The sequence below is a fragment of the Micromonospora sp. NPDC049047 genome (assembly GCF_040649135.1).
Classification (GTDB): Bacteria; Actinomycetota; Actinomycetes; order Mycobacteriales; family Micromonosporaceae; genus Micromonospora.
Genome location: NZ_JBEZEY010000022.1, coordinates 1 through 22170 on the forward strand (window position 1 = coordinate 1; position 22170 = coordinate 22170).

A 22170-nucleotide genomic window follows, 5' to 3' on the forward strand; every position below is an offset into this window, starting at 1 on the left:
GGGGGGGGGGGGGGGGGGGGGGGGGGGGGGGGGGGGGGGGGGGGGGGGGGGGCGGGGGGGGGGGGGGGGGGGGGGGGGGGGGGGGGGGGGGGCTGGCGTTCCGGCCGGGCGGCCGCTCGGCGAGCGGGTGGCGCTCGGCGAGCGGCTGGGGGTGACCGGGCGGGGGGCCGCCGGGGCGGGGGTGGGGGTCACCGTGGCCGCCGGCGTACGGGGGGTGGCCGTTGACGGCTCAGGGACCACGGTGATCGCCTCGGCCTGCGGCGACCGCTGCCGTTGGGGCTGCTCGACCTCGTCCACGAAGGGAAGCACCGTGCGCGGGTCCACCACGCCGCCGGCGAAGCTGACAGCCACCAGCCCGGTGTAGAGCAGACCCAGCAGGCCGACGGCGTATGCGAGCCAGCGCAGGCGGGAGCGACGTCGGCCGCTGGGGTCGACGAACACCGGCGGTGGCTGGGGTGCGGCGGCGATCAGCTCGGTGGGGGCGTCGGAGCGTCCGATCACCATCGTCCGCTCGTCGACTGGTGCGTCAGGTTGGGTAGGAGCGTCACCGGGCATGCCTGCGGCCGTCGACCTCCTTGTCGACGTATCGTCGCTGCTCAGGCGCCGGGTGGTCATGGGAAGCGAGTGTAGGCGTGAATTCTTTTCGGCTTTTGCGACGCCTAGCAGGTGAGACGCCTACCGCACCGCCGATCGAGCGCCTGACCACCCGCCTGGCCCGCCTAGGCGACCCCGACGACGAGGACGCCTGACCCTCAACTGCCGGTGAACGCCCTGATCAGCGTGTCGGGTGTGCCGTCGCCGAGCATGTCCTGAAGGTCGGGGCCCTCGGCGTTGGCCTCGGCACTACGCACGAACATCGCCCGCTCGTACGCGGTGAGCGCGGTCTCGATGTCGCCGGGGTGCGCGGCGACGGCGGTGCCGAGTTCGGCACCGTCGAGAAGGGCCAGGTTGGCGCCTTCGCCGTTGGGTGCCGCGAGGTGTGCGGCGTCACCGAGCAGCGTGACCCCGGGCGTCCGGTCCCACACGTGTTCGGCGGGCAGGGTGAAGATGTGGCGCAGGACCGGCGGGGTCTCGCCGTCGGTGACCAGCGCGGTGAGTTCCGGCGCCCAGCCCTCGAACTCCCGCACGATCCGTGCGGTGGCCGCGTCGGGGTCGGTGAAGTCGATGGTGGCGAACCAGTCCTGCGGCCGGGCGAGCATCACCCAGGTGTGGAGGTTTCCGCCGCGCTCCCGGTGGGCCAGGATCCCCTTGCCCGGCTCCAGCACCATCATCGCTCCGCCGCCCACGGTCTCCGCGCTGGTCGGGTGCCGGGTGTCGCCATCGAACAGGTGCGTCTCGATGAACGAGAAGCCGGTGTACCGGGGCGTGGCGTCGGAGAGCAGCGGTCGGACCCGGGACCAGGCGCCGTCCGCGCCGACCAGCAGGCTGGTGACGACTGCGGTGTCGTTGGTGAAGGCCACTTCGTGGCGGCCCTCGCCGAGAGAGCGGACGCCGCTGACCTTGTGGCCCCACCGGACGGTGCCGGCGGGGAGTGAGTCGAGCAGCATCTGCCGTAGTTCACCGCGCTGCACCTCCGGGCTGCCACCGGTGCCGTCGTCGGGCACGTTGAGCAGGATGTTCCTGTGCCGGTCCAGGAGCCGCATCGCCTGACGCCCGTCGAGGACGAGCGTGCGGAACTCCTCGATCAGGCCGGCCGTCTCCAGCGCGGGCTGGCCGTTGTAGTAGCGGATGTCGAGTAGTCCCCCCTGCGTACGCGTCGCCGAGGACGCCTCCGCCTCGTACACGGTGGACGGGATGCCGTGCACGTGCAGCACGCGGGCCAGCATCAGTCCGCCGAGGCCCGCCCCGATGATCGTGACCGGTGTCGTCATGGTGTTCCCCCAGGCCTACTACTGGACGACCCGTGTTGGATCGTCGCTCCAAAGACGCTAGCACGGCTTTGGATCAACAATCCAACGTGCGACACTGGGCTCATGGCACACCGAACCGCCAACGGATCCGGGCAGACCCCGCGCCGCACGGACAGCCTGTCCAGGGACCTGATCATCCAGACCGCTACCGAGATCCTGGACGGCGGCGGCGAGAACGCCCTGACGCTGCGCGCGCTCACGGTTCGCCTGAAGACCGGCTACGGCGCGATCTACCACCACGTCGCGGACAAGAGCGACCTGCTCGCGGCGGCCACCGACGACGTCATCACCGGTGTGCTGTCCCGCACGGCCACCACCGGGAGCCCCCGCGAGATCCTGCGCCTGCTCACCCTGGGCCTGTTCGACGCGATCGACGCCCACCCCTGGGTCGGCGCGGAACTCTCCCGGCAACCGTGGCGGCCCGCGCTGCTGGACTTCTACGAGAGCATCGGCAGGCTGCTGGACGCACTCGCCGTCCCCGAGCGGGCGCGCTTCGACGCGGCCGGAACGCTCGTGAACTACGTCCTCGGTGTCGCTGTCCAGAACGCCGCCAACGCCCGGCACCTCACCGGCCGCGACACGGACCGCGGGGCGTTCCTGGACACCACGGCCGCGAAGTGGGCGCAACTGGACCCCGACAGGTACCCGTTCGTGCACGCGACAGTGACCCAGCTGCGCGACCACGACGACCGCGAGCAGTTCCTCGCCGGCATCGACATCTTCCTGACCGGCATCGCAGCCCTGCGCTCGACCTGACCACCCGCGGCACAGCCGCCGCCCGCACGAGCCCGGACCGAGGGCCGCGGTGATGGGGGCCGTAGGGCCCGGGTGGGGAGTCTCGCGATCTTCTAGGGTGGGGACTGTGGCTCGCAGCGTGTATCTGACCAGCGTCGGTTCGGGCGGGGGCAAGTCGACTGTCGCCCTCGGGTTGGCGGAGTTGCTGTCCCGCCAGGTGGGGCGGATCGGCGTGTTCCGGCCGTTGGTCGCCGACACCGGGTCGGACCCGATCCTCGCGCTGCTGAGCGAGCGGTACCGGGTCGAGGTGCCGCTCGCCGACCTGGCCGGCTCCACCTACGCCGAGGCGGCCCGGCTGGTCGCCGACGGCCGGCGTGAGCAACTGATCTCCACGGTCGTCGAGCGGTACCGGGCGGTGGAACGTCAGTGCTCGGCCGTGGTCGTGGTGGGCAGCGATTTCGACGACCCCGGCGATCCGGCCCATCCTCGCGAGCTGGCCTTCAACGCCCGGCTGGCCACCGAGTTCGGCAGCGTGGTGGTGCCGGTGGTGGACGGCTACGAACAGGAGCCGGCGGCCGTCGCGGCGGCCATGCGAGGGGCGTACCACGATCTGGCCGACCTGGGCGCGACGGTGCTCGCGGTGATCGCCAACCGGGTGTGCGCGCCGATGACGCTGTCGGAGCTGCCCGTGCCGGCGTACGTCATCCCGGAGGTGCCGAGCGTGTCCGCGCCGACGGTGGCCGAGGTGGCGGCGGCGCTCGGCGCCACCCTGCTGGCCGGCGACGACGCCGCGCTCAGCCGGGACGTACTCGACTTCGTGGTCGGCGCGGCGCACGTGCCGACGCTGCTGGACCACCTCACCGAGGGCGCCCTGGTGATCACCCCCGGGGACCGGGCCGACCTGCTGGTGGCCGCGAGCGCCGCGCACGTGGCCGGGCAGGCGTCGGTGGCCGGGCTGGTACTCACCCTCGGCGAGCAGCCCGACCCCCGGGTCATGCGGCTGGTGCAGGGCCTGAACACCGGCCTGGCGGTGCTCTCCGTGCGCAGCGACAGCTACGACACGGTGGCCGCGTCCAGCCGGATCGAGGGCCGACCCAGCACGGCCAACCCGCGCAAGGTGGAGGCGGCGCTTGGCGCGTTCGAGCGCTGCGTGGACACCGACGACCTGGCTCGCCGGCTGCGCGTCAGCAGGTCGACCCGGGTCACCCCGCTGATGTTCGAGAACGAGCTGATCGACAGGGCCCGTTCGCAGCGCCGGCACCTGGTGCTGCCCGAGGGCACCGAGGAACGGATCCTGCGCGCGGCGGAGATCCTGCTCCGCCGCGGGGTGGCTGACCTGACGCTGCTGGGCCGGCCGGACGACATCGCCCGGCGGACCCGCGAGCTGGGCATCGACCTCGGCGACGCGACGGTGGTCGACCCGGCCACCAGCGACTGGCGGGACGACTTCGCCGCCGAGTACGCGCGGCTGCGCGCCCACCGGGGCATGACCGCCGAGTTGGCGCACGACATCGTGGCCCAACCCAACTACTTCGGCACGCTCATGGTGTCGACCGGACGGGCCGACGGCATGATCTCCGGTGCCACGCACACCACCGCCGCTACCATCCGACCGGCGTTCGAGATCATCCGTACCGTGCCGGAGGTCTCGGTGGCCTCCAGCGTCTTCTTCATGCTGCTCGCCGACCGGGTGCTGGTCTACGGCGACTGCGCTGTCAACCGCGACCCGGACGCCGCGCAGCTCGCCGACATCGCGATCTCGTCGGCCGACACCGCCGCCCGGTTCGGCATCGAACCCCGGGTGGCAATGCTGTCGTACTCCACCGGCAGTTCCGGAGCGGGCGCGGACGTGGAGAAGGTCGCCACGGCCACCGCCCTGGTCCGGGAGCGCCGGCCCGACCTGCTGGTCGAGGGGCCGATCCAGTACGACGCGGCGATCGACCCGGCGGTGGCGGCGACGAAGCTGCCCGGCAGCCCGGTCGCCGGGCAGGCCACTGTCTTCATCTTCCCGGACCTGAACACCGGCAACAACACGTACAAGGCGGTGCAGCGCTCCGCCGGGGCGGTCGCCGTCGGCCCGGTCATGCAGGGTCTGCGCCGGCCGGTGAACGACCTGTCCCGCGGCGCGAGCGTGCCGGACATCGTCAACACGGTGGCGATCACCGCCATCCAGGCGGCCACCGAGGAGTCCTCATGAGTCGGGTGCTGGTGCTCAACTGCGGGTCGTCGTCGGTGAAGTGGCGCCACTACGACGACGACCGGGTGCTCGACCACGGCACCGTCGAGCGGGTCGGTGAGCCCGGTGGCGGTCCGGCGGACCACACCAGCGCGGTACGGCAGATCCTGGCCGGACTCGACCTGAGCGGGCTGGCCGCGGTCGGGCACCGGGTGGTGCACGGTGGCCGGACGTTCAGCGCACCGGTGCTCGTCGACGACGCGGTGCTGGCCGCGATCAGGGACCTGGTGCCGCTCGCCCCACTGCACAACCCGGCGAACCTGGCCGGCATCGAGGTGGCCCGCGCGGCGCTGCCGGACGTCCCGCAGGTGGCCGTCTTCGACACCGCGTTCCACCACACCCTGCCGGAGGCCGCCGCGACGTACGCGGTCGACCGGGACACCGCCGAGCGGTACGGCATCCGCCGGTACGGCTTCCACGGCACCTCGCACGCGTACGTGTCCCGGCGCACTGCCGAACTGCTCGGCCGCCCGTACGAGCAGCTCAACACGATCACCCTGCACCTGGGCAACGGGGCGAGCGCCTGCGCGGTGCAGAACGGACGCAGCGTCGCCACCTCGATGGGCATGTCGCCCCTCGAAGGGCTGGTGATGGGCACCCGCAGCGGCGACCTCGATCCCACCGTGATCTTCCACCTGCGCCGCGAGGGTGGGCTGTCGGTCGACGAGATCGACGACCTGCTCAACCACCGCAGCGGCCTGCTCGGGTTGACCGGCGTCAACGACATGCGCGAGGTGCTCAGCCGTCGGGCCTCCGGTGACCGGGCGGCGGGGCTGGCCTTCGACGTGTACTGCCGGCGGATCACCGAGTACGTCGGGGCGTACTACGCGCTGCTCGGCCGGGTCGACGCGATCGCCTTCACCGCCGGGGTCGGCGAGCACGCCGCGCCCGTCCGGGCCGCGTCGCTTGCCGGCCTGGGCCGGCTCGGCATCGCGGTGGACGAGACCCGCAACGATGGCACGGGCGACCGGGTGATCTCACCCGACGATGCCGAGGTGAGTGTCTGTGTCATCCGCACCGACGAGGAACGGGAGATCGCCCGGCAGACTCGGGACGTGGTCGCGCGCGGCTGACGACGCGTCAGCGGCGGGCGTTGCGCCGACGCCGGGCACTGACGGTACGGCGCACCTGGTCCCGGCCGGGCCCACGTCTGGCCCGCGTCGGGCCTGAAGCCTGGCCCGGCAGGGTGGCCGCCCAGACCATGCCCCCACCGATCACGGCGAAGGCCAGACCGAAGGGGACGCCACCCCAGGCGTTGAGGACGAACACCGAATCATCGGTGTTGCCGTTCTCGGCGAGGAACTCCTCGGGGTGCACCGGGTCGACCCACACCCGCAGCACCGCCGGCCGTTCCTCGGTGCAGCCGCCAGCGGAACCACAGAGGATCCGCTCGGAGTACCGGACACCCTCGTAGTGGTATCCGACCTCGATGGTGTCGGTGCCGCCGCCACGTCCGACGGTGTCCCGGCGGTCGATCACGTCAGCCAGAACCGGCACACCCTCGGCCCGTAACCGCTCAGCCTTGGTGTGCAGGTGCCACTTGTAACCGGCGACGCTTGTCGCGTACGCGAGGCTGGTGAGCAGGAGCAGGGCACCCATGACGGCCGGACCGCGGCGGATCCTCCGGAGCCTGGTCAGCAGGGACGCCGACGGGTCGTCCGCCGGCCGCCGGCTGGGCGCGTCTGCCCGCTCCGGCACGCTCAGCTCGTCGCGAGCCAGGCGACGAGGGCGACCAGCACGACAACGACGACCGCCGCGCCGATGATCAGCGGCAGGCGGGACGGGGCCTCCGTCGGCGCCGCAGCCTCCGGCGTCTGGTTGAAGGCGCGGAACGCCTCCGTGTTGCCGCTGGGGTCCGTGTAGTTCTCAGGCATGCCTGTGACCCTAGCGAAGCTGCTCAGGTCGCACCGTCCCTGGCCCACGGCGTCCTGCCCACTGGCCCGCCGCCGACGGTACGGTCATGCCGTGGACGAGTTGGCGCGCCGACAGTTGGCGAGCATCGCCGAGGTGGTCGCGGTGGCCGGGGCTGCCGACATCCCGGTGTGGCTGCGCGGCGGCTGGGCGATGGACTTCCAGCTTGGCGTGGTGACCCGCCCGCACGTCGACGTCGACTGGTACTGCTGGCGCGACGACGCGGGCCGGCTGGCCGACCTGCTGCTGGGTCGGGCCTGGCGGTCCGACCCGCGAATGCCTGTGGAGTCGCAGCTCGACCTGTTCACCGCCGACGTGGAGGTCAGCTTCGCGTATCTGGGTCGGGACAGCACCGGCCGACCCACTGTGGGTGCCGGGCCCTGGGCCGGCACCCTGCTGCCGGCCGGGATGCTGGACGCCCCACCCGGCCGGTTCGGTCCGCTCACCGTGCCGACGATCTCGGTGGCGGCCCAGATCGAGTTCAAGCAGATGTACCCGGTCTGGATGCCGGAACGTCCCCGCCGACCGAAGGACGCGGACGACCTGACCCGGCTGCTGGCCCTTCCTGGTCGAGGATGTCCTCGTACACCCCGACCTTGAAGGTGATCAGGTCGAGGCACTGGGTGAGCCGGCCGAGCTGGTCCCGGACGCGCCCGTGGTGCTCGCGGAGGAGCGCGAGTCGTTCCTCCTCGTTGCCCGCGCCTTCGCGAACGAGTTCGGTGTAGCGGCGCAGCGCGGGCAGTGGCATGCCGGAGGCGCGGAGGATGACGCAGACCCCCAACCAGTCCACGTCGTCCTGGCTGTAGACGCGACGTCCGGTGGACGCACGGCGTACGGCGCTGACGAAGATTCCTTGCTGTTCGTAGAAGCGGAGAGTGTGCACGCTCAAGCCGGTGCGTTCAGCGACCTGTCCGATGCTCAGCGCCGCGGTGACCTCAGCCATGCCGAGCAGGGTAACGGGGTTGACCTAGAGCCGACTCAAGCTCCTACGGTGCCGGTTGATCACACCGAATCAGCTAGGAGAGCATCGGCATGCGCTATCGCACCCTCGGCGGCACCGGTATCGAGGTGAGCACCCACTGCCTCGGGACCATGATGTTCGGTGCCGTCGGCAATCCCGACCACGACGACTGTGCCCGCATCATCCACACCGCCCTGGACCAGGGCATCAACATGATCGACACCGCCGACATGTACGGCCAGGGTGAGTCCGAACAGATCGTGGGCAAGGCGCTGCGTGGGCGCCGCGACGACGTCGTGCTCGCCACCAAGGTGCACTTCCCGATGGGCGAGGGGCCCAACCGGGGTGGCAACTCGCGGCGGTGGATCCTCCAGGCGGTCGAGGGGAGCCTACGGCGGTTGGGCACCGACTGGATCGACCTCTACCAGGTGCACCGTCCCGACCCCTCGACCGACATCGAGGAGACGCTCTCGGTGCTCACCGACCTGGTCCGCGCTGGCAAGATCCGCGCCTTCGGCTGCTCGACGTTCCCCGCCGAGGAGATCGTCGAGGCGCACCAGGTAGCCGAGCGCCGCGGCCTCGGACGCCTGCGCAGCGAGCAGCCGCCGTACTCGATCCTGGCCCGCGGCGTCGAAGCCTCCACCCTGCCGGTCTGCCGGCGTTACGGCATGGGGGCGTTGGTCTGGAGCCCGCTCGCCTTCGGGTTTCTCAGCGGAAAGTACCGCCGGGACCAGCCCGTCGACCTGTCAACCGGGCGGGCCGCCCTGCGGCCAGCGCAGTTCGATCCCACGATCGCCGAGAACGCGGCCAAGCTCGACGCCGTCGAACAGCTCGTCGACCTCGCGAACAGCATCGACTGCACGCTGCCCCAGCTCGCCATCGCCTTCACCGTGGCCCACCCGGCCGTCACCTCGGCGATCATCGGACCGCGCACCAGCTCGCAGCTGGAGGACCTGCTGAAGGGGGCCGCGCTCACCCTGGACGACGCGACCCTCGACCGGATCGACGAGATAGTGCCGCCCGGCACCAACCGGTACAACCCGAACGCGGCCTTCCCACCGCGTTCACTCACCGACCCGGCACTGCGGCGACGCCCTCTGGCCGACCGGGCTGCGGCCTGACCGAGTCGGACGCCCGGACGCAGCGGACGGTGATCGGGTGGGCGCAGCACGTCGAAGCCCGCCGGGCGGTTCCGGCGGGCAGGGCACAATCGGGTTCATGCACCGTCGCGCCACCCCCGCAATGCTGGTCACCGTCCTGCTGCTGGCCGTTCTGGCCGGCTGCTCCACGGGCGCGCCGGCTCGGCGCACGCCGGCCGCGCCGGCCGCGCCGGAGCCCACCGCCGTGGCGACGCCGCAGGTCGCCGCCGGGCACGCGCCGGTGAATCCCTACCCCGTCGGGGTACGCAACCTGAAGCTGAACCGCACCGGCCGGGCGCTACCTGTGAAGATCTGGTACCCGGCCGCCGGGGAGATCGGCGACCCGGCCAGGTCGGGGGCGGCGGCGGCGAAGGGCCGGTTCCCGGTGGTGATGTTCAGCCACGGTCTGGGTGGTCGGCCGGACGACTACGCCACGCTGTTGACCCGCTGGGCGGCGGCGGGTTTCGTGGTGGCCGCGCCGACGTTCCCGCACACCTCCCGGGGCGCCGACAACAACGTCCTCGACGTGCTCAACCAACCCGCCGACGTGTCGTACGCGTTGGACCAGGTGCTCGCGCTGGACGCCAAGGCCGACGACCAGTTGCAGGGCCGGCTGGACGCCGACCGGGTCGCCGCAGCCGGGCACTCGGCCGGCGGGGTGACCACGATCGGGCTGTTCACCGCCAACCGGGACGAGCGGCTGGACGCGGGGGTGGTGTTCGCGGGCACCGCGCTCGGGGTGGGCACCGCGTTCGCCGGCACGGCCGCGCCGCAACTGTTCGTGCACGGTCAGCTGGACAAGGTCGTCGAGTACGCGGCGGGCAAGGCCGCGTACGACAAGGTGCCCTGGCCCAAGGCGATGCTGAGCCTGCCGAAGGGCGACCACGGGCAGACGATGCTCAAGGACAAGGCCGCACTGCGGGTGGTCTCGGACACGTCCATCGACTTCCTCCGCTGGTCGCTCTACGGCGACGCGGCTGCCAAGCAGCGCATCCCCACCGGCGCGACCCGCGGCGACATCGCCACCTTCGACGACCACCTCTGAGGCCCCGCCCACGCCCCGCCCACGCCCCGCCCCGCCCCACCCACCACGCCCCGCCCCGCAAGATCGCGCAGTAACCAGGAAATAGTGGCCTCAACGTCGCCTGAGGCCACTATTTCCACGATGTTGTGTGATCTTGCGGGCGGGCAGCGCGGGGACGGGCGGGCAGCGCGGGGACGGGCGGGCAGCGCGGGACGGGTCAGGCGGTGTGGTCGATGACGACCTTGCCGAAGGCGTCGCCGGAGTGCAGGCGGGCGAAGGCGTCCTCGACCCGACTGAACGGCACCACGCTGTCCACCACCGGGCGCACCTCGTTGTCCGAGCAGAACGCCAGCAGCTCGTACAGCTCACCCGGCGTGCCCATCGAGGAGCCCAGGATCTCCAGCTGCATCGCGAAGACCCGGCGCAGGTTGACCGACGGCTCATGCCCGGCGGTCGCGCCGGAGACCACGATCCGGGCCATCGGCGCTGCCGACTTCAGCGAGTGGTCGAAGGTGGCCGCGCCGACCGTCTCGATCACCACGTCCACCCGTTCCGGCAGCCGGGCACCGGGCTCCACGGCGGTCGCGCCGAGGGCCGAGATCCGGTCCCGTTTGGCGGCGTCGCGGCTGGTCGCGTACACCCGCTTGCCCATCGCGATGGCGAGCGCGACGGCCGCGGTGGCGACGCCACCACCCGCGCCCTGGACCAGCACGCTGTCGGCGTCCGCGACCCGGCCCTTCGTGGTGAGCATCCGCCACGCGGTCAGCCAGGCCGTGGGCAGGCACGCCGCGTCGGTCGCCGCCATGCCCTCGGGCAGCGGGATCAGGTTCGATCGGGGTACGACCACCCGCTCGGCGAGGGTCCCGGCGAAGTGCTCGGAGAGGATGGAGACCCCGCGCGGGTCGCCCGGAGTGACCACCACCGGGTAGACGACCACCGGGCGGCCCTCCGGGTCCAGCCCCACCGCGTCGCAGCCGAGGATCATCGGCAGCTGGGCCTCGGCGAGCCCCACTCCGCGCAGCGACCAGAGGTCGTGGTGGTTGAGCGAGGTGGCGCGCAACTGAACTGTCACCCAGTCGTCAGCCGGAGGGGTCGGCTCGGGCCGCTCACCGACGGTGAGCGCGGCGAGCGGGTCGGCGTCGTCGAAACGGGAGGCGAAGGCAGCACGCATGATCGGCACGGTAACAAGCTGGGCGTCCGTTAAGAAGGCGCCCTGCCCTACCGGCGGGCGACGCCGTCGCGGCGGGCGGCTTCGGCGACCGCCTCGGCGACGGCCGGCGCGACGCGCGGGTCGAGTGGCGAGGGGACGATCGCGTCGGCGGTCAGCGACTCGGCCACCACGCCGGCGATGGCGTCCGCGGCGGCGACCTTCATCGCCTCGGTGATCCGGGTCGCGCCGGCATCCAGCGCCCCACGGAACACCCCGGGGAAGGCCAGCACGTTGTTGATCTGGTTGGGGTAGTCACTGCGCCCGGTGGCGACCACCGCGACGTGCCGGGCGGCCACCTCGGGGTGCACCTCCGGGGTCGGGTTGGCCAGCGCGAAGACGATCCCGCCGGGGGCCATCCCCGCCACCGCGGCCTCGGGGATCTGCCCGCCGGACACCCCGATCAGCACGTCGGCGTCGCGCAGCGCCTCGGTGATGTCGCCGTGCCGGCCGTCCGCGTTAGTGGTCGCCGCCAACTCGGCCTTGGTGCCGGTCAGCTCGGTGCGGTGCCGGCCGATGATGCCCTTGGAGTCCACGACCACCACCTGGTCGGGGTCGACACCCCCGGCGATGAGCATCTTCGTCACTGCCACCCCGGCCGCACCCGCGCCGCTGACCGCGACCCGCAGGTCGCCGAGCTTGCGGTCGAGCAGGGCGGCGGCGTTGCGCAGCGCGGCGAGCACCACGATCGCGGTGCCGTGCTGGTCGTCGTGGAAGACCGGGATGTCGAGGGCCTCGTCGAGGCGGCGCTCGATCTCGAAGCAGCGCGGGGCGCTGATGTCCTCCAGGTTGATACCACCGAACGAGGACGCCAGCGCCCGGACCACCGCGACGATCTCATCAGCGTCCTGGGTGTCCAGGCAGACCGGCACGGCGTCGACCCCACCGAACTGCTTGAACAACACCGCCTTGCCCTCCATCACCGGCAGCGCGGCACGTGGGCCGATGTTGCCGAGCCCGAGCACCGCCGAGCCGTCGGTGACCACCGCGACGGTGTGCGACACCCAGGTGTAGTCGTCCACCAGGGCGGGGTCGGCGGCAATCGCCTCACACACCCGGGCCACCCCCGGGGTGTACGCCAGGGAGAGGTCATCCCGGCTGGTCAGTGGCACTGTCGAGGTGACGGCCATCTTGCCGCCGCGGTGCAGCAGGAAGACGGGATCAGCGGGGTCCACGGTGGACGAAGACATGGCGGTGACTCCAGGATCTGTCGAGCAGATGTGAGGCGGCCGGGCCTGGCCGCGAGGTGGGCGGCGAGCGGTGGCACGCGGTGCGGGGGGTCACCCGGACACTTCCGAGCATAGTGTCGACACCCCCTCCCGGATGTGAGCGGGGTCATAACCCGTGACGACGTACCCGCCCGGGGCGCGGCCAGTAGCGGACCACCACCCGCCCTCGTACGTCGGCCACCCCGTACGCCCGCGAGTCGTCGGTGACCAGCTCGTTGTCGCCGCGCAGCCACCAGCCGCCGTCCTGTTTGCGGACCGCCCGCTTCACCACCAGCAGGTCGGGACGGGTCCGGAAGACCGCGACCACCACGTCCCCGGGTCGGATCCGCCGACCGCCGGGGCGTACCAGCACCGCGTCGCCGTGCCGCAATGTCGGTGCCATGGACGGGCCGACGACAAGGACGGCGGTCAGCGGCCCGCGCAACCGGGCCACCTCAGGCGGGTGATCGGCCTCCACTGGTTTCACCTCCGTCCGTTCGGAAAGCATCCCCAGGAGTAATGTCGCCTTTGATCATCGCAAACTTCCCATGGAGGATCCTGATGCGATTTCCGCGCATCCTCGCGCCCCGCGTCACCGCGAGCGCACACTGCGACCTGCCGTGTGGTGTCTACGATCCGGCTCAGGCTCGGATCGAGGCCGAATCGGTCAAAATGATCTGCGAGAAGTACCAGGCGAACACCGACCCGGAGTTCCGCACCCGGGCCGTCATCATCAAGGAGCAGCGCGCCGAGCTGGTCAAGCACCACCTCTGGGTGCTGTGGACCGACTACTTCAAGCCGCCGCACTTCGAGAAGTACCCGAACCTGCACAGCCTGTTCAACGAGGCCACCAAGCTCGCCGGCGCCGGTGGCGTCAAGGGCAGCCTCGACCCGGCCACCGCCGACAAGCTGCTCTCGAAGATCGACGAGATCGCCAAGATCTTCTGGGAGACCAAGAAGGCGTGACCGTACCGGTCATCCCGACGATCCGGCCGGCACGTCCCGAGGACGTGCCGGCCGTCGTCGCCATGGTGCACGAGCTGGCGGAGTACGAACGCGCCCCCGACCAGTGTCACCTCACGGCCGAACAGCTCTCCTCGGCCCTCTTCGGTCCCGCACCGGCGCTCTTCGGTCACGTCGCGGTGGACGAGCGGGACGAGCCGATCGGCTTCGCCCTGTGGTTCCTCAACTTCTCCACCTGGGCCGGCGTACACGGCATCTACCTGGAGGACCTGTACGTCCGACCGACCGCCCGGGGTTCCGGGGCGGGTCGGTCGCTGCTCGCCACGCTCGCCGAGATCTGCGTACGACGTGGCTACCGGCGGCTGGAGTGGTGGATGATCGACTGGAACCCGGCCGCCGGGTTCTACGCCTCGATCGGTGCGGAGCAGATGAGCGAGTGGGTCCCCTACCGGCTCAGTGGCGAGGCGCTGCGGGCGCTCGCCGGCCAGGCCGCCACCGCTGGCACGCGTACGGACGACCGACCGGGTAGAGTCCCCGACCGGGGGGATGAGGCGTGACTCAACTGACTGGCCAGCCAGCGACCGACGACGACGTGGTGCACCTCACTGTGCCTGCCGACGGCGGTTACCTTGGCGTGCTCCGCACCGCCACCGCCGGTCTCGCGGCCCGGTTGCAGTTCGCGCTCGACGAGATCGAGGATCTGCGAATCGCTGTCGACGAGGCGTGCGCCATGCTGCTCGCCATCGCCACCCGCGACGCCGAGTTGGAGTGCCGCTTCGCGGTCACCGAGGACGCGCTGACAGTCGAGGTGACAGTGCCGACAGTGCGGGGTGCCACGCTGCCGGCCGAGTCGTCCTTCGCCTGGAAGGTGCTTACCGCGTTGACGACGTCGGCATCCGCCACGGCCGTCGACGGTCGGGCCACCATCGCGCTGCTCACCCGCCGCTCCGGCGGCTACTGACCGGCTCGACGGGCCAGGTCGGTCACTCGAAGCCGAGTGCCCGGGTCGTCGGGGGGCAGACCAGCAGCCAGCCCACGCCCAGCCCGAGCACCATCAGCGGCACGCCCAGCCAGCCCAACCCGCCCTGGATCATGAACCATCCGATCGGTAGCAGCATCAGCTGAAGCACTATCGCAGGCGCGCGGGTGCCCGCTTTGCGCTGTGACAGGGCCCGGCCCAGCGCCCAGAGCGCGACCGCGGCCCCGATGGCGAACGCGGTAACCAGCAACGCCGAGGCCAGATGGGTGGTGGTGGCCGTGAGATCGGCCCAGACCAGCCATGCCGCGACCAGCCCGACGGCGGCCGCCTCCGCCCACAACAGCCGGACCGCCCAGCGGAGCGTGACGGGAAACGGGGCCGAGTCGATGGTCACGCGCGCCACGATACCCGGGCTACCGGGAGGTACAGTGCCGCCCATGCACGCCGTCCTGGTGGTCAATCCAAAGGCCACCACCACCAGCGAACGCAGCCGGGACGTGCTCGTCCGGGCGCTGCGCAGCGAAGTCGACCTCAGCGTGCGCTACACCCGGCGGCGCGGGCACGCGATGGCGCTGGCGCGGGAGGCCGCGGCGGAGGGCGTCGACCTGGTCGTCACCCTGGGTGGCGACGGCACAGTGAACGAGGTGGTGAACGGCCTGATGACGGCCGACCCGCCGCCCGGCGCCGTCGGCGTGCCGATGGCCGAACGACTGCCCGCGCTGGCGACAGTGCCGGGCGGCTCGACGAACGTGTTCGCCCGCGCGTTGGGCCTGCCCCGGGAGTGGCCGGAGGCGACCAGCATGATCCTCGAAGGGTTACGGCTGGGCCGGAGCCGCACTGTCGGGCTGGGCCGCGCGGACGACCGCTACTTCACCTTCTGCGCCGGCTTCGGGCTGGACGCCGCGGTCATCCACCGGGTGGAGCAGGCCCGGCGCAAGGGCCGGGTGTCCACGCCGACGCTCTACCTGCGCTCGATCATGAACCAGTACTTCTTCGCCTCGGACCGGCGGCACCCGGCGATCGTGCTGGAACGTCCGGGCGAGCTGGCCGAGGCCGAGTTGGCCACCGTCATCATCCAGAACACGGCACCGTGGACGTACCTGGGCGACCGGGAGGTCAACCCGAACCCGTCGGCATCGTTCGATCTCGGGCTCGATGTGCTGGCCCTGCGTCAGCTCCGGGTGGCTAGCACAACACGGACAGTGACGCAGTTCCTGTCCCGGCAGCCGGATCCGCGCGGTCGACAGGTGTTACGAATCCACGACACTGCGGAGTTCACCCTGCTCTCCGCCCGTCCGCAGGCGTTCCAGCTGGACGGCGACTATCTCGGCGAGCGGGAGAAAGTCAGATTCACCTCCGTTCCCGCCGCACTGAGAGTAATCTGCTAGGTCTCGGGTACTGCCCTAGGTCGACACGGTGGCCGCAACCGCGCCGACAGGCCACCGCCACGCCGAGGGGCAGGTGCCGGAAATGTCAGCAATGTCACGCGGACTGTACTATATTGATCCTCGACTGTGGCACGGCGGGTAATCGGGAAAGCCCCGAAAACCGGGCAAACGGGCTGTGGGCTTGCTCACCGCCCGGAGTTTTTCCGAGCGTCACCCTTGACATCACGACTGTTCGTGAAAGTATTCACAAGCGAACTTGAGTTACCGGGACATTGCCTGGATATGCTCGTCAGGTTGAGCTGTTCCAGCAGGTCCCCGGCGCTAACAGCCTGCTCACGCACTGCCGAATAGACGGACGCTAACCGTCACCATCGGCACTGCGGATGCATATAGGAAAAGCACGACCAAGCAATTGTTGCCACCCATCCAGAATGAGGAGTGTTGCCGCCATGGACTGGCGTCACCATGCTGTCTGCCGCGACGAGGACCCGGAACTGTTCTTCCCGATCGGGACGTCCGGGCCGGCTCTCCTGCAGGTCGAGCAGGCCAAGGCCGTCTGCAGGCGCTGCTCCGTGACCGACCAGTGCCTGCAGTGGGCGCTCGAGTCGGGTCAGGACGCCGGCGTCTGGGGCGGGATGAGCGAAGAGGAACGGCGTGCCGTCAAGCGGCGCGGCGGCCTCCGCGTGCTGCGCGCTCACTCCGCCTGATCCCAACGACACAGCTGTACGCCCCGGTGGGTCCGCCCACCGGGGCGTTCCGCTGTCCGCTCCGGCCTCAACCGGCAGGTGCCACGACGTGGCCGCACGACCCGTCATCGACCCGGCGCAGCACCACCTCGGCCAGTTCCGGCGCATCGGTCAACGGGGCGGACACCGCCACCGCGCCGGCCGCTCGAGCCGCCTCGGTCACCGCGTCGTGGAACAGGCCCGGCGCCAGGAAGTACGCGCACACCGCTACCCGCCGGGCACCGGCCGCACGTAGCCGGGACACCGCAACCCCGGCCGCCGGGGGAGCCGCCGAGGCGTACGCCACCCGACAGCGCACCCCGAACTCCGCGCCGAGCGCGTCCGCGGCCTGACCCACCGACCGGCGGGCCCGCGCGTCCCGGGTGCCCGCCGCGGCCAACACCAGCGCGTCGAAGCGGCCCGGCCGCGCCTCGGCGAGGCGTCGACGCAGCCCACCCAGCAGCCCCGGGTCGACGGTGCCGTCCGCCGGGCCGAGCACGTCGGTCACCCGCACCGCAAGTGCCGGCTCGGCCCGCACCGCCGCGCTCACCGCAGCCGGAATGTCCACCCGATTGTGGTACGCGGCAGTCAGCAGCAGCGGCACCAGCACCGCCTGACGGTGCCCGGCCGCCGCCAGGCCACGCAGCACCTCGGTCGGCCCCGGCTCGGTGTGGTCAAGCCAACTCGCGAGGACCGGGGTACCGGGCCGGGCGGCCGACACGGCACGGGCGAGCGCCCGGGTGGCATCGGCCGCTCGTGGATCCCGGCTGCCGTGTGCGACAAGCACCACCGGGTCCGCCCCTCCGGCCGCACCAGGGCCGGTCGGGGTGGTCGCCGGCGAGGTCAGACGTGCAGCCCGCACTCGGTCTTCTCGAACATGGCCCACCGGCCGGCCCGCGCATCCTCGCCGGCCTTGGTCCGGCGGGTGCACGGCCAGCAGCCGATCGACCCGTACCCCTGCTTGAACAGCTCGTTCACCGGCACGTTGAAGCGGGCGATGTAGGCGTCCACATCCGCCTGCGTCCAGGCCGCGATCGGATTGACCTTGACCTTGCCGCGCCGCGCGTCGAAGGTCACCACCGGCGTGTTGGCCCGGGTCGGCGACTCGTCCCGGCGCAGGCCCGCGGCCCAGGCGTCGTACCCGGACAGGGCCCGCTCCAACGGCTCCACCTTGCGCAGCTGGCAGCAGTCGTCCGGCGACTTGTTGAACAGCCGCGGACCGTACTGGCCGTCCTGCTGCCCCACGGTGAGCCGGGGCCGGATCGACCGGACGTTCACCGGCAGCGTGCGGGCCACCTCGTCGCGCACGCGCAGCGTCTCCGGGAAGTGCAGACCGGTGTCGAGGAATACCACGTCCACCCCGGGGGCGACCCGGGACACCAGGTGCGCCAGCACGGCGTCGGCCATCGAGCTGGTGACGCAGAACCGGTCGCCGAAGGTCTGCGCCGCCCACCTGGCGATCTCCAGCGCCGGGGCGCCCTCCAGATCCCGGGCCGCCTGCTCGGCAAGCGTCCGCAGCTCGTCCGGGTTACGCCCGACCGACTCGGTCGAGGTGACAGCGCCCGGCCCGACCAGGCGCAGGCTCGCGGCGGAGACGAGACTCATCGGGTCACCGCCCGGGAGAGCAGCCCGGTGAACTTCACCGAGAAGACCCGTGCGCAGGCGTGGCACTCCCAGGCGCCGTGCCCCGCCTCGTGCGGCCGCAGGTCCTCCTCGCCGCAGTAGGGGCAGTACAGAGGTGCCGCTCGGTTTTCGCTGCTCACCGCAGTTCCTCCTCGTCGACTCTGATCACCCAGTTGGCGAACGTCTCGCCCTCGCTCCGCCCGGCCAGGTAGCGGCGGGCCAGCCGTTCCACGTACTCCGGAAGCTCGTCGGCGGTTGTCTTCAGGCCGCGCAGCTTGCGGCCGAAGCCGGCGGTCTGGCCCTGGGCCATGCCCAGGCCGCCGCCCAGGTGCACCTGGAAGCCCTCCACCTGCCGGCCGTCCGGACCGACCACCAGTTGACCCTTGAGGCCGATGTCGGCCACCTGGGTGCGGGCACACGCGTTGGGGCAGCCGTTGATGTGGATCGAGATGTCCGCGTCGAAGTCGCGCAGCCGCTGCTCCAGCCGGGCCACCAACTCCTCGCCGCGGGCCTTGGTCTCGACGATCGCCAACTTGCAGTACTCGATGCCGGTGCACGCCATGGTGCCGCGCCGCCAGGCCGACGGCCGGGCCTCCAGGCCGATGCCACGCAGCGCGTCGACGAGCGACTCCGTCCGCTCCGACGGCACGTCGAGCACCAGCAGCTTCTGGTACGGGGTGAGTCGCACCCGGTCGCTGCCGTGCGCCTCGACCACGTCGGCCAGCTCGGCGAGCTGCCCACCGGAGACCCGCCCGACCACCGGCGCGGCGCCCACGTAGTGCCGCCCGTCGGCCTGCTCGTGCACGCCCACGTGGTCGATCGGCTTCGCCGGCAGCTCCGGGGCGGGGCCGTCGAGCAACGTACGCCCCAGGTATTCCTTCTCCAGCACCTCCCGGAAGCGCGCCACACCCCAGTCGGCCACCAGGAACTTCAGCCGGGCCCGGTTGCGCAGCCGGCGGTAGCCGTAGTCGCGGAAGATCCCGACCACCCCGGCCCACACGTCGGGGATCTCGGCCAGCGGCACCCAGACGCCGAGCCGCTGGGCCAGCATCGGGTTGGTGGAGAGCCCGCCACCGACCCAGAGGTCGAAGCCCGGCCCGTGCTCGGGGTGGTCGACGCCGAGCAGGGCGATGTCGTTCGACTCGTACGGGGTGTCGACAAGCCAGGAGATCGATGTCTTGAACTTGCGGGGCAGGTTGGAGAACTGCTTGTCGCCGACGTACCGGGCGACGATCTCGTCGATCGCCGGCGTCGGGTCGAGCAGCTCGTCGCGGGCCACCCCGGCGACCGGGCTGCCCAGCACGATGCGCGGGCAGTCGCCGCACGCCTCGGTGGTCTGCAGGCCTACCGACTCCAGCCGACGCCAGATCTCCGGCATGTCCTCGACCCGGATCCAGTGGTACTGGATGTTCTGCCGGTCGGTGATGTCGGCGGTGTCCCTGGCGAACTCCCGGGAGATGTCCGCGATCACCCGCAGCTGGGCCAGGCTGAGCTGGCCGCCGTCGATGCGGACCCGCAGCATGAAGAACTCGTCCTCCAGCTCGTGCGGCTCCAGCACGGCGGTGCGCCCGCCGTCGATGCCCGCCTTGCGCTGGGTGTAGAGGCCCCACCAGCGGAACCGGCCGCGCAGATCCTGCGGGTCGATGGAGGCGAAGCCACGGTGCGCGTAGATTGTCTCGATCCGGGCCCGGACGTTGAGCGGGTCGTCGTCCTTCTTGATCCGCTCATTGGGGTTGAGCGGCTCACGGTGGCCGAGCGCCCACTGACCCTCACCCCGGGGCCGGCGCGGCGCCCGGGTCGGGCGGGTCGTCGGGTCCTCGGAACGGGCAGGGCTGCTGCTGACCGCCATCGCGGCGTCCTCCGTTGTCTGCTGTGCCTCGGGGGTACGCGGGGCGCGACGGCCGGCCCGGCGAAGCGGGCGGGACAACGGTGTCTTCAGACAGCCGGCGCGGAGCGCGCCCGAGACAGATTGGTCGGGCGTCGTCAGTAAGCCGGACAGATCGCGCTGCGCACGCGGCCGTAATCGACGTGGCGACGTGCCACGAAGCGGCGGACGACTGCGGCGGTCATGCGCCCATGCTCCCACACCTGAAGGGGGTCGGCCAATGTCCGCGTGCTGGATCCCACATCACGGGCCGACGGTCAGCCGACCAGTTGGTCACCAAGGATAGTTCGGGCATAACGCACCACTCTCCCCTGCCGTACGCCGGTGATCAGGCCGTTGTCTCGCAGGGTGGTGAGGTGGTGCGACGCGGTCGCCGGCGCGAGCCCCAACATCGCGGCCAGCTCACCGGTGCTCAGCGGGGTGTCGAGCAGGGACAGCGCCGCCGCCCGGGTACTGCCCAGCAGAGCGCCCAGCGCCGCGCTGGGCGGCGGCGAATCCCACAGCCCGCCCAGCCCGGCCGGCGGATAGCAGAGGGCGGGCCCGGCGTCGCCCTCCATGATCGCATGGACAGTCGGTCCGGAGAACGCGGTGGGCAGCAACGTCCACGGGCGTCCGTCCAGGCCGGCAGGCACTTTCGTGCCGACGGCGACCCGCAGCGCCGCGCCGTCCCACCGGATCAACGGGTGCACCTCGCGGAGCAGGGTGCGCCCACCCTGCTCGGCGGCGAGCAGCATCCGGCGCCGGATGTCGGCCAGCGCGAGCGCCCGCAGCCGGGGCCAGTCCGGTGCGATCAGCAGTGTGAAGTACCTGTGGAGCTGCGCGACCAGTTCGTCAGGGGACAGCCGGGGAGCACCGGCGCGTTCCAGTTGCCGTCGCACCCGGGACGGGTCGGTGTCGGCGACCGCCCGTAACTCGGCGGCCAGGTTCGGTGTCACCCCGATCGGGGTGAGGAAGTCCGGCACGTAGCCGTTTGCCGATCTGAGCACCGCCAGCAGCGGCTCGAGGCCGGCATCCGGCAGCAGCCGCTCGGCGCGCTCCCGCCACGGCCGGTGCATCCAGTACTTCGCCGGCTTACGCAAAGCCCAGGAGCTGGCCACCAGCTCGGCCAGGGGCGAGTGCACGAACCGCACCCGGCTCAGGTCGTCAGGCGAGAACCGAATCTCGATCACCGACGGATTCGATCACGCTCGAACGCTTCGGCGACAGCTCGGGACGGCCCGAGGATCCTCACATGGAGTACAGACAACTGGGCCGGTCGGGCCTGCGCGTCAGCGCGGTCGCGTACGGCAACTGGGTCACCCACGGCAATCAGCTCGACGACGACGCGGCGGCCGCCTGCGTGGGCGCCGCCCTGGACGCGGGCATCACCACCTTCGACACCGCCGACCGGTACGCCCAAGGTCGGGCCGAGGAGGCGCTGGGCAAGGCGCTGCGCGGCGTCCGGCGCAGCTCGGTCGAGCTGTGCACGAAGGTGTTCCTGCCGGTCGGGCCGGGAGCCAACGACGCCGGGCTGTCCCGCAAGCACATCATCGAGAGCTGCCACGCCTCGCTGGGCCGGCTGGGCACCGACTACGTCGACCTCTACCAGGCCCACCGGTACGACGACACGGTGCCGTTGGAGGAGACGATGCTCGCCTTCGCCGACCTGGTCCGCCAGGGCAAGGTGCTCTACGTCGGCGCCTCCGAGTGGACCGCCCCGCAGCTGCGGGCGGGCCTGCGGCTCGCCGCCGAACTGCGGGTCCCGTTCATCGCCAACCAGCCGCAGTACTCGATGCTGTGGCGGGTGGTGGAGGCCGAGGTGGTGCCGACCAGCGCGGAACTCGGGTTGGGCCAGCTCGCCTGGGCGCCGCTGGCGATGGGCGTGCTGACCGGCAAGTACCAACCCGGCCAACGCCCGCCCGCCGACTCCCGGGCCACCGACGACTTCGGCGGGTCGTTCATCGCCCGCTACTCGTCGGATCTCCTGCTCTCCCGGGTCCGCCAGCTCCGGTCGGTCGCCGATGCCGCCGGCTGCACGATGGCCCAGCTGGCGGTGGCGTGGGTGTTGCACCGACCAACAGTGGCCAGCGCGATCGTCGGCGCGTCCCGACCCGAGCAGCTCGCCGAGACGGCCGGTGCGGCCACGGTACGGCTGGACGACGAACTGATCGAGCGGATCGATGCCGTGCTCGGCGATCTGGTCGAGCGTGATCCGGCGAAGACCGCCCGACCGAACGACGTGATGCCGGCCTGGCGCCGACCGCCTGCGCCCGGCTGACACCCAACGGCGGGCCAGG

At 71.6% G+C, this 22170-nt stretch carries 25 protein-coding genes; 12 read left to right on the forward strand and 13 right to left on the reverse strand.

Annotation, left to right across the window (positions count from 1 at the left end):
- Positions 1 to 752: 752 nt before the first annotated feature.
- Complete coding sequence (locus AB0B86_RS26710) at positions 753 to 1871, reverse strand: NAD(P)/FAD-dependent oxidoreductase (RefSeq protein ID WP_357403318.1); 1119 nt, start codon at positions 1869 to 1871, stop codon at positions 753 to 755.
- A gap of 102 nt (positions 1872 to 1973) precedes the next feature.
- On the opposite strand from AB0B86_RS26710, the gene AB0B86_RS26715 reads away from it, so the two are divergent.
- From AB0B86_RS26715 to AB0B86_RS26725, 3 genes are all read left to right on the forward strand, one after another.
- On the forward strand, positions 1974 to 2666 hold the full coding sequence (locus AB0B86_RS26715; RefSeq protein ID WP_357420055.1) for a TetR/AcrR family transcriptional regulator C-terminal domain-containing protein: 693 nt from the start codon (positions 1974 to 1976) through the stop codon (positions 2664 to 2666).
- 97 nt (positions 2667 to 2763) lie between these two features.
- Positions 2764 to 4842 (forward strand): phosphate acetyltransferase, encoded by a 2079-nt coding sequence (pta, locus tag AB0B86_RS26720; RefSeq protein ID WP_357420056.1) that lies wholly within the window; start codon positions 2764 to 2766, stop codon positions 4840 to 4842.
- Positions 4839 to 5954 carry an acetate kinase gene (locus AB0B86_RS26725; RefSeq protein ID WP_357403311.1) on the forward strand — a complete coding sequence of 372 codons (1116 nt, stop codon included), beginning with the start codon at positions 4839 to 4841 and terminating at the stop codon, positions 5952 to 5954. The genes pta and AB0B86_RS26725 overlap by 4 nt, the downstream gene beginning before the upstream one ends.
- Before the next feature lie 7 nt (positions 5955 to 5961).
- Here AB0B86_RS26725 and AB0B86_RS26730 read toward each other — a convergent pair whose 3' ends face one another.
- Positions 5962 to 6579, reverse strand: a complete 618-nt coding sequence (locus tag AB0B86_RS26730) for a hypothetical protein (protein ID WP_357403309.1) — start codon at positions 6577 to 6579, stop codon at positions 5962 to 5964.
- Positions 6580 to 6581: 2 nt separating this feature from the next.
- On the reverse strand, positions 6582 to 6755 hold the full coding sequence (locus AB0B86_RS26735) for a hypothetical protein (RefSeq protein WP_357403307.1): 174 nt from the start codon (positions 6753 to 6755) through the stop codon (positions 6582 to 6584).
- A 91-nt stretch (positions 6756 to 6846) separates the two neighbouring features.
- On the opposite strand from AB0B86_RS26735, the gene AB0B86_RS26740 reads away from it, so the two are divergent.
- The gene (locus AB0B86_RS26740; protein ID WP_357403305.1) at positions 6847 to 7392 is read left to right on the forward strand and encodes an aminoglycoside adenylyltransferase; all 546 of its coding nucleotides are present in this window, start codon (positions 6847 to 6849) and stop codon (positions 7390 to 7392) included.
- On the opposite strand, the gene AB0B86_RS26745 is transcribed toward AB0B86_RS26740, so the two are convergent.
- Positions 7274 to 7735, reverse strand: coding sequence for a MerR family transcriptional regulator (locus tag AB0B86_RS26745; protein ID WP_357403303.1), 462 nt, complete (start codon positions 7733 to 7735; stop codon positions 7274 to 7276). The genes AB0B86_RS26740 and AB0B86_RS26745 overlap by 119 nt on opposite strands.
- Positions 7736 to 7824: 89 nt before the next feature.
- Between AB0B86_RS26745 and AB0B86_RS26750 the strand changes: the two genes are divergently transcribed.
- A complete protein-coding gene (locus tag AB0B86_RS26750) occupies positions 7825 to 8874 on the forward strand; it encodes an aldo/keto reductase (RefSeq protein ID WP_357403301.1) in 1050 nt (349 codons plus the stop codon).
- 97 nt (positions 8875 to 8971) lie between these two features.
- Entirely contained in the window at positions 8972 to 9937 is a 966-nt protein-coding gene (locus tag AB0B86_RS26755; RefSeq protein WP_357403299.1) for a chlorophyllase, read from the forward strand.
- Between the two features lie 196 nt (positions 9938 to 10133).
- On the opposite strand, the gene AB0B86_RS26760 is transcribed toward AB0B86_RS26755, so the two are convergent.
- The 3 genes from AB0B86_RS26760 to AB0B86_RS26770 all read right to left on the reverse strand — a co-directional run bounded on the left by AB0B86_RS26760 (position 10134) and on the right by AB0B86_RS26770 (position 12809).
- Entirely contained in the window at positions 10134 to 11096 is a 963-nt protein-coding gene (locus AB0B86_RS26760) for a zinc-binding dehydrogenase (protein WP_357403297.1), read from the reverse strand.
- Between the two features lie 38 nt (positions 11097 to 11134).
- Positions 11135 to 12313 (reverse strand): NADP-dependent malic enzyme, encoded by a 1179-nt coding sequence (locus AB0B86_RS26765; RefSeq protein ID WP_357420057.1) that lies wholly within the window; start codon positions 12311 to 12313, stop codon positions 11135 to 11137.
- Positions 12314 to 12458: 145 nt separating this feature from the next.
- The gene (locus AB0B86_RS26770; RefSeq protein WP_357420058.1) at positions 12459 to 12809 is read right to left on the reverse strand and encodes a S24 family peptidase; all 351 of its coding nucleotides are present in this window, start codon (positions 12807 to 12809) and stop codon (positions 12459 to 12461) included.
- Positions 12810 to 12892: 83 nt separating this feature from the next.
- Between AB0B86_RS26770 and sodN the strand changes: the two genes are divergently transcribed.
- The 3 genes from sodN to AB0B86_RS26785 all read left to right on the forward strand — a co-directional run bounded on the left by sodN (position 12893) and on the right by AB0B86_RS26785 (position 14255).
- Complete coding sequence (gene sodN, locus AB0B86_RS26775) at positions 12893 to 13297, forward strand: superoxide dismutase, Ni (RefSeq protein ID WP_357403291.1); 405 nt, start codon at positions 12893 to 12895, stop codon at positions 13295 to 13297.
- A gap of 62 nt (positions 13298 to 13359) precedes the next feature.
- On the forward strand, positions 13360 to 13851 hold the full coding sequence (locus AB0B86_RS26780; protein WP_357403339.1) for a GNAT family N-acetyltransferase: 492 nt from the start codon (positions 13360 to 13362) through the stop codon (positions 13849 to 13851).
- Entirely contained in the window at positions 13848 to 14255 is a 408-nt protein-coding gene (locus AB0B86_RS26785; protein ID WP_355031264.1) for an ATP-binding protein, read from the forward strand. The genes AB0B86_RS26780 and AB0B86_RS26785 overlap by 4 nt, the downstream gene beginning before the upstream one ends.
- A 22-nt stretch (positions 14256 to 14277) precedes the next feature.
- Here the strand turns inward: AB0B86_RS26785 and AB0B86_RS26790 are convergent, their stop codons facing one another.
- Positions 14278 to 14712 carry a hypothetical protein gene (locus AB0B86_RS26790; RefSeq protein ID WP_357420059.1) on the reverse strand — a complete coding sequence of 145 codons (435 nt, stop codon included), beginning with the start codon at positions 14710 to 14712 and terminating at the stop codon, positions 14278 to 14280.
- Here AB0B86_RS26790 and AB0B86_RS26795 point away from each other — a divergent pair.
- Complete coding sequence (locus AB0B86_RS26795; RefSeq protein WP_357403287.1) at positions 14711 to 15661, forward strand: diacylglycerol kinase family protein; 951 nt, start codon at positions 14711 to 14713, stop codon at positions 15659 to 15661. The two genes, AB0B86_RS26790 and AB0B86_RS26795, sit on opposite strands and share 2 nt — an antisense overlap.
- Before the next feature lie 449 nt (positions 15662 to 16110).
- The gene (locus AB0B86_RS26800) at positions 16111 to 16368 is read left to right on the forward strand and encodes a WhiB family transcriptional regulator (protein ID WP_007072794.1); all 258 of its coding nucleotides are present in this window, start codon (positions 16111 to 16113) and stop codon (positions 16366 to 16368) included.
- 67 nt (positions 16369 to 16435) lie between these two features.
- Here AB0B86_RS26800 and AB0B86_RS26805 read toward each other — a convergent pair whose 3' ends face one another.
- The 5 genes from AB0B86_RS26805 to AB0B86_RS26825 all read right to left on the reverse strand — a co-directional run bounded on the left by AB0B86_RS26805 (position 16436) and on the right by AB0B86_RS26825 (position 21063).
- The gene (locus tag AB0B86_RS26805; RefSeq protein WP_357420087.1) at positions 16436 to 17233 is read right to left on the reverse strand and encodes a CbiX/SirB N-terminal domain-containing protein; all 798 of its coding nucleotides are present in this window, start codon (positions 17231 to 17233) and stop codon (positions 16436 to 16438) included.
- The gene (locus tag AB0B86_RS26810) at positions 17230 to 17991 is read right to left on the reverse strand and encodes a phosphoadenylyl-sulfate reductase (protein ID WP_357420060.1); all 762 of its coding nucleotides are present in this window, start codon (positions 17989 to 17991) and stop codon (positions 17230 to 17232) included. Before AB0B86_RS26810 ends, AB0B86_RS26805 begins: the two co-directional genes overlap by 4 nt.
- On the reverse strand, positions 17988 to 18149 hold the full coding sequence (locus AB0B86_RS26815; RefSeq protein ID WP_167517323.1) for a hypothetical protein: 162 nt from the start codon (positions 18147 to 18149) through the stop codon (positions 17988 to 17990). Before AB0B86_RS26815 ends, AB0B86_RS26810 begins: the two co-directional genes overlap by 4 nt.
- Entirely contained in the window at positions 18146 to 19858 is a 1713-nt protein-coding gene (locus AB0B86_RS26820; RefSeq protein WP_357420061.1) for a nitrite/sulfite reductase, read from the reverse strand. Before AB0B86_RS26820 ends, AB0B86_RS26815 begins: the two co-directional genes overlap by 4 nt.
- Before the next feature lie 293 nt (positions 19859 to 20151).
- Positions 20152 to 21063, reverse strand: a complete 912-nt coding sequence (locus tag AB0B86_RS26825) for an ArsR family transcriptional regulator (RefSeq protein WP_357403280.1) — start codon at positions 21061 to 21063, stop codon at positions 20152 to 20154.
- 62 nt (positions 21064 to 21125) lie between these two features.
- Here AB0B86_RS26825 and AB0B86_RS26830 point away from each other — a divergent pair, with 62 nt between their 5' ends.
- Positions 21126 to 22151 (forward strand): aldo/keto reductase family protein, encoded by a 1026-nt coding sequence (locus AB0B86_RS26830; protein WP_357403278.1) that lies wholly within the window; start codon positions 21126 to 21128, stop codon positions 22149 to 22151.
- Positions 22152 to 22170 lie beyond the last annotated feature (19 nt).